Origin of the sequence: Slackia isoflavoniconvertens, assembly GCF_003725955.1 — a bacterium.
Taxonomy (GTDB): Bacteria; Actinomycetota; Coriobacteriia; order Coriobacteriales; family Eggerthellaceae; genus Slackia; species Slackia isoflavoniconvertens.
Map to the genome: position 1 here is coordinate 96,594 of NZ_QIBZ01000006.1, position 12,267 is coordinate 108,860.

Sequence of the window (12,267 nt, forward strand, 5' to 3'; positions counted from 1 at the left end):
ATGTCGAAGGAAGTGAAAAGCGCGTACTACGGCTCGTTTTTCCATGCTCCCGTGTATGGCGAATTCGAGTATTTGGAAGACGCGCTTATCGAAGTTGACGGCGATGGCGTCATCGTGCGCGTTGTGACGGGCGACGACCCGTGCAAGTCTGACCTTCTTGAAGCGTATCGCAATCGCGGCATGCTCGTAGAGCTGGGGGAGGGGCGTTTTGGCCTGCCCGGCTTCGTGGATATCCATGTGCACGCGCCGCAATGGCCCCAGGCCGCGCTTGCGCTCGATGAGCCTTTATATTTGTGGCTCGAGCAGCGCACGTTCCCCTTGGAATCGAAGTTCTCTGATATGGAATTCGCGCGCCGCGTGTACGGCGACCTTGTGGATGCTTTGCTCGCGCGCGGCTCGACGACCACGGTGTATTTGGGAAGCGCGCATTTGGAATCAAGCATCGAGCTTGCGGCGATTTGCGCCGAAAAGGGCCAGCGCGCACTTGTCGGCAAAACGGTCATGGACGACCCCGCCGCGAACCCTGAATATTATCGCGACGCCTCGCCTGCGCAGGCTGTGGGTGACACGGCGACGCTTATTAAGGAAGTCGAAGCCATTGGCCGCGCGAGCAAGCAGGGCATTTGGCCAGTTATCACGCCGCGCTTCATTCCAAGTTGCACCGATGAAGTGTTGCGCGGCCTTGGCGACCTTGCGGCTTCGACGGGCGCCTACGTGCAAACCCACTGCAACGAGGGCCAATGGGAGCACGATGTGGTGCTGGAGCGTTTTGGAAAAACCGACCCATATGCGCTTCGCGATTTCGGTTTGGTGAACGAGCGCACGATTATGGCGCATTGCCCTTACGTCACGGAGAAAGAGGGCGAGATGTTCGCCGAGCTGGGTGTGGCGATTGCCCATTGCCCTATGGCGAATTCGTATTTCTCGAGCGCGGTGGCGCCGGTCCAACGCTTCCGTAAGCAGGGTATTCATGTGGGTCTTGGTACCGATATCTCGGGCGGCTATAGCCCGAGCATGTATGAGAATATTCGCCAGGCGGTACTCGTTTCGCGCCTTCTTGAAACGGGCGTGAATGCGATGCTGCCGCCTGATGAACGCGGTGGATTGGGCGAGGGCACGCGCGTGTCGATTGTTGAGTCGTTCTGGCTTGCCACGACGGGTGGCGCCGAGGCGCTCGGTTTGCCAACGGGCACGTTCGAGCCGGGTCGCGCGTTCGATATGCAGGTGGTCGATACCAAGCGGCCCGATTGCGATCTTACGGGCTTTGGCGTGTTCGACGCCCCCATTGACCGTTTGGCGCGCATCCTGTATTTGTCGACGCCCGATAACGTGCGCAAGGTCTATGCGCAGGGACGTCTCGTGTGTGACAAGGATGCTCGATAGCACGAGGAGGGTGCGAGGTAGCGCGCATGGGCGCTCGAGTGCGCGACATTGATGCGTGGTGGCGAGGTGGCACGGCACGAGTGTCCGATTGCGCGGCAAAGATGCCGAGGGGTGCATAAGAATGCTCGATAACGCAGTGAGGATTGTCGGATAGCTGTGTTCGAACGCTCTGATGCGAGGTAAGCTCAGGAAGCCCAGAAAGTCTAAAGGCGCAGGAGGTTCAGGAGCTACTGAACCTCCTGCAGAAGGACTAGGCGGCCCAGGAGGCACGGGGGACATGTGGCAGTCTCCCGTGCCTCTCTGTTCCGGGATGATTGTTCGATGCGCTGAACGCTTTGGCTCTAGCGCATCGTCGGTTTCATAATGCTTATTTACAGCACGAAGCACACGATGGCCGCGGCGATGGCGCCTGCGACAAAGCCTGCCACGGCACCCGCGATAACGGCCTGTTTGGTTGCGGGGCTTTCGAAAAGCGCTGCGACCTCGCTGCCAGATGCTTCATCGGCCGAAGCTTCGGTTGGATCGCCAGCTTCTTCGAACGCTTCGTTGTCACTTTCGCCTTCGCCATACGCTTCGGACGTTTCGGTTTCGAAATGCGGCTGCGGCTCGGCATGTTCGTCGTGTTTCGAGAAAACGTCGCGTTCGTGATCGCTTTGCGCATCTTCCGCCGCAACGTCGATTGGTTCGTCGAATGCCGCAGATTCATCGAAAGAGGCGGCTTCGCCGAACAAAGCGGATTTGTCGTCTCGATTTCTAGCGAAGCTGGGATTGGTGAGCGAACGGCCGGCCGGCGTGATGTCCTCGAAGAAGAACTCGCCGCCTTCTTGCACGCCTTCGATAAAGCCCAAATCGGCGAGCGCGGCATACGCTGCCACGACTGATTCGTCGAACGCTCCTTCTTGACCGGTGGGGCACAGTCTCATAAAGGCTGTGAGCATAACATCTTCGCCGTTGTCGGCGGCTTCTGCGAGCGTAAGCAGTTCTTCGTATTCAACGTCGCTCAGTTGTACGCCGCTGTGCATTTTCATGGGTGAACCTCTTCTTCTGGAAACAGCGTCTGATTCTAACACCTCGGCAGCAAGGGAAAGCGTGCTTTCGAAAAAGGCACAAATGTTCGATTAATCGAGTATGTGCAATGGGTGCGTCCAATTATGAGGCGATGAAGCTCTCCCAATTACCAAGTAAATAAGTGAGCCCATTTCATAGGCGCATCCACATCCAAGCTGGCAATTGCACGCGTAGGCAAAAGGGAACTAGCCTCCTAGATTCGTGCCAGTGACAACTCCGTAACAAATCGGAAATCTTCATTTGATATAAAAGCTACTTAACTTGGGACGGATGATATCGGTTTGTCCTAAGAATGCGTGCAAGGGCGATAGCGCGAAGCACTCTGCACGTGAAGAATGCCAGGAGGCATTCGCGGGCGTTTCGTTTGGGATGCGCGAGCGAATGTCAAAGGTCGCCACACTGCCTGGTGAAGGGACTTCGCGCTCGAGTCAAGGAGGTTTGGCCATGGCTGAAGAAGTCAAAGAGTCAACCAAAGAAAAGTCCAGCGTTGGACGCGTGCTGCAAATCGGCGGCGCCGTCGTTGGCACGCTTGTCGGTTCTGGCTTTGCATCGGGCCAGGAGGTCATGCAGTACTTTACGGCATACGGCATTCCGGGCGTGTGGGGCGCTGTGCTTACCATGGTGCTGTTCGCACTTATGTGCGCCGCCGTTACGTATTACGGCTGGAAGTTCGCGAAATCGGAGCACTTCTCCGCATTCCGCCATTACTGCGGCAAGTATTTCGGCGCGTTCATGGATATTTTCTCGGTGCTGTTCTGCTTCCTTGTCGGCATTGTTATGACCTCTGGCTCGGGTGCGATGTTCGAGCAGTACTTCGGTATTCCTGCGGTTGCCGGTTCTACGGTTATGGCGCTTATTGCCTTGGGTAGCGCATGGCTTGGCCTGGAAAAGCTGACCAAGGTTCTGGGCTCCACGGCTCCTATCTGCATCGTGTTCCTTGTTGGCGTGTCTCTTGTGACTGCCGCAATGAACTGGGGCAACCTCGCTAATGCCGACGCGATGGTCGCTGCTGCCGACGCTTCGGGCAATGTGCTGCGCGCTGTTGATTTCGCGGCTCCCCTGTGGATCGTCATTATCGTGACTGCCTTGAACTATGTTGCCCACAACATCGTCGCTGGCGTTCCATTCATTTCCAAGGTTGGCACGCAGGCCAAAAACGGCAAGGAGGCCCTGTGGGGTGGCCTGCTCGGCGGCATTCTGCTGGGCCTGTGCGCGCTTGCGCTGAACTTCGGCATGCTTACCACCTACGATCAGGTTTACATGCTTGAGGTTCCTGGCCTTGAGTTCGCCAAGATGCTCAACCCTGTCATGGGTGCAATTTACGCGGCTATTCTCATCATCATGATTTACAACACCATTGTCCCTATGATGATTTCGGTTGCGAACCTGTTTGTAAAAGACGAGAAGGATCCCGTGAAGTACCGCGCGATGCTCATTGCGCTTGCTGTGATCTTCCTCATTGGTGGCCAGTTCAAGTTCTCGGTGCTCATTAACATCATCTACCCATTCGTGGGTTATGTTGGCATCGTCTTCATGGTCGTGGTGTTTGTTCAGTTCCTTCGCTGGAAGTGCTTCGGCAAGAAGGAGCCCCAGGAATAAGGCTCGTTTCAGAGCATGAAATCAGGCGCTGGCTTCGGCCGGCGCCTTTTTTGGTTGTCTGGGGTTCGGGCGGGCGTGTCGGCATGCCGGCGAGCGGACGCGGCTGTGGGTCGAAGAACGGCGCGGCGGCAGCCGGCGAGCGGACGCGGCTGTGGGTCGAAGAACGGCGCGGCGGCAGCCGGCGAGCGCGCACGACCTCATCCGCTTTGTCTTGGAAACCGATTCATTCCTTTTGTATTGAGGAGGCGACGCCGTGGAAGGCGTTCTCATAAAGGTTGCGGCGTTTGTGGCGATAATCTTCGCTGGATACTTCGCTGGGCGATCGGGTTCGTTCGGAAAGCGCCCCGGCGAGGTTGTATCGAAAATCGTGTTCATGTTCACGCTGCCGTGCTCGGTGGTGCATGCGTTCGGAAGTGCCCAGTTCACGCCGCAGCTTCTTGTGCTCGTGCCCGTTGGGCTTGCGTGCGCGTTCGTTCCGTACGTCGTAGCCGCGATTGTGAGCAGGCGCTGCGAGCGAGACGACCGAGTCTTCTACATGCTTAACATATGCGGTTTCAACATTGGATGTTTTGCGCTGCCGTATGTTCAAGCGCTTTTTTCACCGGAAATGGCCGTCGCGGTATGCATGTTCGATGCGGGAAATGCCATGATGATGACAGGTGGCGCCTATGCGTTGACCGGCCTTGTTGCGGGAACGGGCAAGGGGCCAATCGAACAACCCCTGAAATTCGTCATGAAACGGCTGTTTAGCTCATTGCCATTCGATGCGTACCTCATTTTGATCGTACTTGCAGTTTTCGATATCCAAATTCCGCAGCAGGTTGTCGCGTTTACCGAGCCCATTGCGAATGCGAATGCGTTTTGTGCCATGCTTATGCTCGGTCTTATGATTGGCTTTACGTCGGCGGGCGCGAAGCTTAAGAAGGTTGCAATTATTCTTGGGGCGCGTGCGCTGTTTTCAATCGCATTCTGCATGTTGACCTTCGCGTTCTTGCCGTTTGATTTCATGACAAAGCTGGTCGTGTGCATTCTTTTGTGGGCGCCGGCAAGTGCTATGGGGCCTACCTTCACGTTATGGTGCGGCGGCGACGAAAAGCTTGCCGGACTTTCAAACGGCATCACGATTGTGGAGGCTATCGTAGTCGCAACGGCAATCGTGCTCGCGACGGGCGTTGCGGCGTAGACAGGGTAGAAGGCGAGGTATAGCTTGAATTGATGTTCGAAAAGATAAAAACCAAGAGGAGGCCTAATTCTCATTCCTGAACGCCTGGAACGTTGTGAAGGAACGGGAATTAGACCTCCTCGGTAGGTCGAACGAACTTCGAAAAAAGCAGCTATTCGGTGGTCGCAGGAGCTGCGTCGGCATTTTCGCGCAGCATGCCGTCGAGGGTGCGCCAAGCGAGTTCGGCGCACTTCACGCGTGCAGGCATGTGGGAAATGTCTTGCAGCTGGGCAGCTTCATCGAGGTCGATTTTGTCTTGCTCGGTGAGTTCCTTGCCCTTAATCATGTCAATGAACAATTGCGAGAGACGCAGTGCCTCTTCGACGGTCTCGCCGGTAATCACGTCGGCCATCATGTCGGCAGAAGCCTGGCTCACAGCGCAACCGTGACCGGTGAAGGCCGCTTCCTCAATCACTCCGTCCTCGACGCGCAACGACAGCGTGAGTTCGTCGCCGCAGCTCGGGTTGATGCCTTCGTGCGTATGCGTGGCGCCATCCATCTCGTATTTGTAATCGGGGTGTGCGTTGTGGTCCATCAACGCCGTGGTGTAAATTCCGCTATTCGCCATGGAACATGCTCCAAACTCGATTCAGGCCAGCCACCAGCTTGTCGACGTCGCCCTTGTCGTTGTAGAAGGCGAGCGACGCGCGGCAGCAGGCGAGGTTTTCAACGCCAAGCCAGGTGAGAAGCGGCTGGGCGCAATGATGGCCAGCGCGAATGGCGACCTGGTCCATGTCGAGGATACTCGCCACGTCGTGCGGGTGAATGCCGTTCACATTAAAGCTCACGACGCCATGATGCATGTTTGCATCGGGGTGGCCGATGATAGTGACGAAATCGAGCTTGCCGAGCTCTTCCATGCAATAGGCTACAAGGGCTTTCTCGCGGGCTTCGATAACATCGATGCCCACCGATTCGACGTAGGCGACGGCTGCGGCGGTGGCGTAGATGCCTGCCGCGTCTTGCGTGCCCGCCTCGAACTTCTCGGGGACAGGCGCCCAGGTGGCGTCTTGCTCGGTCACGTTGTCGATCATTTCGCCGCCGGTAAGGAAGGGCGGCATGGCGTTGAGCAGTTCGTCTTTGCCCCACAGCACGCCCATGCCGAAGGGGCCAAAGAGCTTGTGCGCCGAGAACGCCAGGAAGTCGCAGCCGATTTCGGTTACGTCGACCTTCACGTGCGGCACCGACTGGGCGCCGTCGACCACGAAGTAGCCGCCCTGCTCATGCACGCGGCGACCGAGTTCCTTGACGGGGTTTTCGATACCCAAAACATTGGACACGTGCACGCACGAGAGAATCTTCGTCTTCGGGCCGATTTTCGCATCCATTTCTTCGGGCGTGATAATGCCGTTCTCGTCGGGGTAGAGGTACACGAGCTTCGCGCCCGCCGCGCGACAGGCTTGCTGCCACGGGATGAGGTTCGAGTGGTGCTCCATGATGGTGATGCACACTTCATCGCCCGGCTCGAGAACCGTCGGAGCGAACGCTTTGGCGACGATGTTGAGCGCCTCGCTCGCGTTGCGGCACATTACGACATCTTGGGCCTTGGGAGCGCCGATGAACCTCGCAACGCGGTTGCGTGCCACATCGATTGCCTCGGTTGCTTCGACGGATAGGCGGTAAAGGCCGCGCAGTGCGTTCGCGTTCATTTCCTCGTAGAAGCGGCGCTGAGCGTCGAGCACGGTTTTCGGGCGCTGCGCGGTTGCGGCGCTGTCGAGGAACGCGAGGTCGGGATGGTTGGCGAGCAGCGGGAAGTCGCGCTTGTAGGGGTTTTCGGCGATGTTGGCCGCGCACACGATATCGGGAGCGGTGGCCGAAGTCGCCGCGGCATGGGCGGCATCGGCGATGGCGCAGGCGCTCGCGGCGGTGTTGGTGGTTTCAGTCATAAGCGTGAGCCTCGAATCTATTCGGCTTCGTCGAATTGGGCGGGAACGCCAATTTCGGCTGCGAGTTTCGCAATTGCCTGGCGCGTGTAGGCGTCGGGCGTGGTAATCGCGGCATCTTCAAACGTTGCGGTGGCGAACAGGCGCTCGGCGGCTTCTTGCGAAATGCCGCGGCTCATGAGGTAGTTGAGTTGTTCGGGGCGCATGTGGCCAATAGTAGCGCCGTGGTTGCCCGCGACGTCGTCTTCGCTGCACAGGATAATGGGAATCGAATTGTTCTTCACGCGCTCGTCGGCGAGGATGACCGATTCGGTTTCGGTGCCTTCCGCGCCTGCGCAACCGCATGCCAAATCAATGGTGCCGCGAAGAATTTTCGTGCACTCGTCGGTGAGCACGCCTTGCGCGTCCATGAGGCACGTGGTTTTCTCACCGCGGTGGCGCAGCAGGTAGTTGAAGTCGAGCGCTTCTTCGCCATGGCCCACATAGCGCGTGGTCACGTGCACGTCGGAGCGCTTGCCCGACAGGTTGCCGGCCAGGCCCACAAACGATTTGCCTGCGCCGAGTACGGTGTGGCGCACGGTGATGCGTGCGTCGTCGTCGAGGAACAGCGCAGTGTCGTCCATGGTGGTAAAGCCGTCGCTGGCGGCATGCACGGTTTGAATGTCTACGTGCGCGTCGGCATCGGCAAATACGCCGAGCGTGGAGCCGATGACGCCTTCGCCCGCCTCGGGGGCGTCGAAGCACACGAGCACCTGGGCGCTCGCGCCTTCTTCGACGACAACGTCGAGGGAAGCGACGCTTGCGGCGGCGTTTTTGCCATGCGCATGCACGACGATGGGCTCGGCAAGTGCGGTACCAGCGGGAACACGCACGGCACGCGTTTTGGCTGCGTGCGCGGCGAGCCACTCGCCTGCGGTGCGGCCCATGCCGTGCTCGAAGGCCTGAGGCATGTCGCGCGTGACGGGCGACGTTGCGGCCAAATCGAGGTTCACTTCGCTGCCGTTGAGAATCTCGTCGTCGGGCTGGGTGTTATTCTGGGTTTTCGCCTGATCGGGGCGCGTAGCCCATGCGGCAAGCGCAGCGGTGGCAAATGCGCCGAACTCGGCTTCTTGCGCGCCTTCGGGCACGTGAATCTCGATACCGTCGGCAATGGAGTCGACAACGTCGACTTCCGCTTCGTTCATATCTAAGCGATGCCAGGTGGGGGAGATGAGCGCGTTGGCGCGCAGGGTCGTCGTGGTGGTTTCGACCATTATCCAATCGCCCCTTCCATTTCGAGTTTGATGAGGTTGTTCATTTCGACTGCGTATTCGAGCGGCAGTTCTTTGCTCACGGGGTCGGCAAAGCCGTTGACGACCATGGTGCGCGCTTCTTCTTCGGAAATACCGCGGCTCATAAGATAGAACACGGTGTCGTCGGAGATGCGGCCGATGGTGGCCTCGTGGCCCACGTCGACGTTCTTGCAGCGAATGTCCATTGCAGGAATGGTGTCGGAGCGGCTGTCGGCGTCGAGCATGAGCGATTGGCAGCTTACCGATGCGGCGGAGTTCTCGGCCTTCTCGGTTGCCACGACGCTCGAGCGGAACGTGGACACGCCGCCGCCCTTCGAAATCGACTTTGTTTCAATCGCAGCGCTCGTGTCGGGTGCAGCGAGCACGACTTTGCAGCCGGTATCGAGGTTTTGGCCCTGGCCGGCGAACGTAATGCCCGTGAAAGTGCAGGTCGACTTGCGTCCGGAAAGAATAGACATGGGATAGAGGTAGCCTACATGGCTGCCGAAGCTGCCCGAAACCCATTCGATCGATCCGCCCTCGTCGCATACCGAGCGTTTCGTGTTCAGGTTGTACATGTTCTTCGACCAGTTCTCGATGGTCGAATAGCGCAGGTGCGCGTTTTTGCCAACGAACAGCTCAACGGCGCCTGCGTGCAGGTTCGCCACGTTGTATTTCGGGGCCGAGCAGCCTTCGATGAAGTGCAGATCGGCACCATCTTCTACAATGATGAGCGTGTGCTCGAACTGGCCTGCGCCCTTCGCATTCAGGCGGAAGTAACTCTGCAGCGGGAAGTCGAGTTTGGTGTCTTTCGGCACGTACACGAAGCTGCCGCCCGACCACACGGCGCCGTGGAGCGCTGCGAATTTATGGTCGGTGGGCGGAATGAGCGTCATGAATTTCTCGCGAATGAGCGGCTCCCACTTGGGGTCGTGCAGCGCTTCTTCGATGCCCGAATACACGATGCCCATCTTCGAGGCGGTGTCTTGCATGTTGTGATACACGAGCTCGGAGTCGTACTGGGCGCCGACGCCTGCGAGATACGCGCGCTCGGCTTGCGGAATGCCCAGACGGTCGAACGTGTTCTTCACGTCGTCGGGCAGGCTTTCCCAGTCGCTTTTCTGGTCGGTATTGGGCTTGACGTAAGTGACGATGTTGTCCATGTCCAAGCCCGCGATAGACGGACCCCAATCGGGGGCAGACATGCTCTTGTAAATTTCGAGCGACTTCAGGCGAAACTCGAGCATCCATTCGGGCTCGTCTTTCTTCGCGGAAATCTCGCGTACGATTTCGGGCGTGAGACCTGCATCGAGGCGCTCGAAGCCCTCTTCGCCGTAGCGGAAGTCGTAGAGGCTGCGGTCGATGTCCGCAACTTCGGAATGTTGCTTTGCCATAGTGAGCCTCCGCCTTTACGCTTGCGCGGCCTGGGCGGCTTGCTCGAACTGCTCGAAGCCTTCCGTGTCGATTTTCTCTATGAGCGAGGCCGGGCCTTCGTGCACCATGCGGCCCTTCACCATGACATGCACGCGGTCGACATCGACGCGCTCAAGAATGCGCGTGTTGTGCGTGATGATGATGAGCGTGCCGTCACAGGTATGGCGGTATGCATCGATGCCGCGCGAAACGACGGAAAGGGCGTCGACGTCGAGGCCCGAGTCGGTTTCGTCGAGAATGGCCAGCTTCGGCTTGAGCAGCAGCAGCTGCAGCATTTCGAGCTTCTTCTTTTCGCCGCCCGAGAAGCCAACGCCCAGCTCGCGGTCGAGGTAGGCGGGGTCGAAGTCGAGTTCTTCGCACAGTTCTTGGGTGTGCTTGCGGAACTGCTTGCCCTTAAGGTTCAGGCCCTCGCGGCCAGCGGCCGCTGCGCGCAGGAAGCTCGACAGCGGAACGCCGGGAATTTCGACGGGCGCCTGGAAGCTCAAGAACATGCCTGCATGGCTGCGCTTGTCGGGCGAAAGCGTAGTAACGTCCTGGCCGTTGAACACGATGGAGCCAGCGGTCACGTTGTACGTGGGATCGCCCATTACGACATGGCCAAGGGTGGATTTGCCGGCGCCGTTAGGGCCCATGAGCACGTGGGTTTCGCCTTGAGCGACGCTCAGGTCGATGCCGTGCAGAATCTCCTTTTCGTCGACCGACGCGGTGAGGCCGCTGACGCGCAGCAGCTCTCCCGTTGAGGTTTCTAATGCCATGGCAATTGCCTTTCTCTTATATATACCCCTTTTGAATACAAGAGTTGTTGGCAGGCGACGCTGCATGGTGCCTTCGTCTTTTGATTGAGGCGCCCACGCGTGCAAGCCTATTAAACCAACCTATGTAACGGGATTAAGATAAACCAACCAGGCACCTCATTCAAGGCGAATTATCCTTCCATGGGACGAATTGGCACGAAGAGTCCTTACACGGTTGTTGAATGGTGCGATGCCTCGAGCGCTATGCGGGCATATTGCTGGGTGACGTTGCCTTTGCCGCGCGGTGTTTCATTTGAGGATCGATGGCTACTGCGATTGCTTCATGGGGGAGCGTCTTTGGACAAAGTTGCTCATACGACTCGGTCGTGCCTAGTCGGGCGAGGCCGTGTTGCCGCGATGGTGAGTTGGGACGACCTGCTTGGTGCGATCTGCGTGCCAAGTGGGAGGGTTGACGCGATTTCGCCTTCTTCGTCCTTACGCTTGGTTTACGTTCGCGCAACGGTTTTCTGCTTATTGACGGCACGGTCGATGCTTCTTCTTTCTAAAAGGCTATACTCTGGCAGTTACGAAAAACGGCTACGCTTCTGCTTGGCCGCTTCGAGTCGATATTGAAATGATTGGTATGCCGAATTCGAAACTGCTGACAATTGCCGTTCCCGCATATAATGCTGCGTCTTATTTGCACACGTGCCTTGATTCGCTCGTTCGGTCGGGCGACGAGGTTGAAGTGCTCGTTGTCAACGACGGTTCGAAGGATGGCACGCTTCAGGTGGCACGCGATTACGCCGAGCGGTATCCGGGCATTGTTGTGGCTGTTGACCAGGAGAATCGCAACTGGGGCGGTGCGGTGAACCATGCTCTCGAACTGGCGTCGGGGACGTTTTTCTATATCGTCGACTCCGATGATTGGCTCGATTCCGCGAAGCTCACCGAGGTCGTTTCTCGCCTTCGCATGTTGGAGGAACAACAGGCGGGCGTTGATTTGTACATGGTGAATTACGTGTACAACCGCGTAGAAAACGGCGACCGACATACTATTTCGTACGAGAAGCTCCTTCCGAGCGATAAGGTCGTTGGCTGGGACGCGATGAGCAATCCGAGCCTCGATCAGTACATCATGATCCACAGCGCGATTTATCGCACGAGCGTGGTGCGCGAGAGCGGCTTGGTGTTGCCCGAAGGCATGTCGTATATGGACAGCCTGCTCATGCTCAAGCCCCTGCGTTTCGTGAAGAAGCTCTATTACCACGATTGCGACTTGTATTGGTACACCATTGGCCGCGAGGGCCAGTCAATTGACCCTTCGGTGCTCAAGCGCCACATCGCCGACCAGATTCATGCGACGCATCTGGCGATTGACGGTTTTGATTATGAAAAGCTGCAGGCGATTAGCCCTCGTTTGGCGAGTTGCTCGATGCGGTATCTTTCCGCGATGCTCACCGTTTCGTCTATCCATCTGTTCCAGATCAATACGCCCGAATCCATCGAGGATAATAAGAAGCTCTGGCGCTACCTTCGCCAGAGTGATCCTGTGTTGTGCCGCAAGCTTCGCTTCACGTTGGCGGGTCTGGTTAATCGTAAAACGGCACTCGGTCGCTGGGCTGCGAAATGCGGCTACGGTATAGCGGCGAACCTGTTCAAATTCGCATAGC

Annotated in this window: 10 protein-coding genes; 4 read left to right on the top strand and 6 right to left on the bottom strand. The window is 57.9% G+C overall.

Annotated features, from left to right (window positions below):
- The gene (gene guaD / locus DMP05_RS04645; RefSeq protein WP_123219380.1) at positions 1 to 1,383 is read left to right on the top strand and encodes a guanine deaminase; all 1,383 of its coding nucleotides are present in this window, start codon (positions 1 to 3) and stop codon (positions 1,381 to 1,383) included.
- Between the two features lie 371 nt (positions 1,384 to 1,754).
- Here guaD and DMP05_RS04650 read toward each other — a convergent pair whose 3' ends face one another.
- Positions 1,755 to 2,411 carry a hypothetical protein gene (locus DMP05_RS04650; protein ID WP_123219381.1) on the bottom strand — a complete coding sequence of 219 codons (657 nt, stop codon included), beginning with the start codon at positions 2,409 to 2,411 and terminating at the stop codon, positions 1,755 to 1,757.
- A 484-nt stretch (positions 2,412 to 2,895) separates the two neighbouring features.
- Here DMP05_RS04650 and DMP05_RS04655 point away from each other — a divergent pair, with 484 nt between their 5' ends.
- Both DMP05_RS04655 and DMP05_RS04660 read left to right on the top strand, forming a co-directional pair.
- On the top strand, positions 2,896 to 4,050 hold the full coding sequence (locus tag DMP05_RS04655) for a YkvI family membrane protein (protein WP_123219382.1): 1,155 nt from the start codon (positions 2,896 to 2,898) through the stop codon (positions 4,048 to 4,050).
- A gap of 253 nt (positions 4,051 to 4,303) precedes the next feature.
- Positions 4,304 to 5,233 (top strand): AEC family transporter, encoded by a 930-nt coding sequence (locus DMP05_RS04660; protein ID WP_123219383.1) that lies wholly within the window; start codon positions 4,304 to 4,306, stop codon positions 5,231 to 5,233.
- A gap of 151 nt (positions 5,234 to 5,384) precedes the next feature.
- Here the strand turns inward: DMP05_RS04660 and sufU are convergent, their stop codons facing one another.
- The 5 genes from sufU to sufC are packed head-to-tail and all read right to left on the bottom strand — an operon-like array spanning position 5,385 to position 10,615.
- Positions 5,385 to 5,840: a Fe-S cluster assembly sulfur transfer protein SufU gene (gene sufU / locus DMP05_RS04665; protein ID WP_123219384.1), complete on the bottom strand. Its 456-nt coding sequence runs from the start codon at positions 5,838 to 5,840 to the stop codon at positions 5,385 to 5,387.
- A complete protein-coding gene (locus DMP05_RS04670) occupies positions 5,830 to 7,158 on the bottom strand; it encodes an aminotransferase class V-fold PLP-dependent enzyme (protein WP_123219385.1) in 1,329 nt (442 codons plus the stop codon). Before DMP05_RS04670 ends, sufU begins: the two co-directional genes overlap by 11 nt.
- A 17-nt stretch (positions 7,159 to 7,175) precedes the next feature.
- Positions 7,176 to 8,408, bottom strand: a complete 1,233-nt coding sequence (locus tag DMP05_RS04675; protein WP_123219386.1) for a SufB/SufD family protein — start codon at positions 8,406 to 8,408, stop codon at positions 7,176 to 7,178.
- The gene (gene sufB / locus DMP05_RS04680) at positions 8,408 to 9,820 is read right to left on the bottom strand and encodes a Fe-S cluster assembly protein SufB (RefSeq protein WP_114615034.1); all 1,413 of its coding nucleotides are present in this window, start codon (positions 9,818 to 9,820) and stop codon (positions 8,408 to 8,410) included. Before sufB ends, DMP05_RS04675 begins: the two co-directional genes overlap by 1 nt.
- 15 nt (positions 9,821 to 9,835) lie before the next feature.
- Positions 9,836 to 10,615: a Fe-S cluster assembly ATPase SufC gene (gene sufC / locus DMP05_RS04685; RefSeq protein ID WP_123219387.1), complete on the bottom strand. Its 780-nt coding sequence runs from the start codon at positions 10,613 to 10,615 to the stop codon at positions 9,836 to 9,838.
- Between the two features lie 622 nt (positions 10,616 to 11,237).
- Here sufC and DMP05_RS04690 point away from each other — a divergent pair.
- Positions 11,238 to 12,266: a glycosyltransferase family 2 protein gene (locus DMP05_RS04690; RefSeq protein ID WP_161957469.1), complete on the top strand. Its 1,029-nt coding sequence runs from the start codon at positions 11,238 to 11,240 to the stop codon at positions 12,264 to 12,266.
- Position 12,267: the final 1 nt, after the last annotated feature.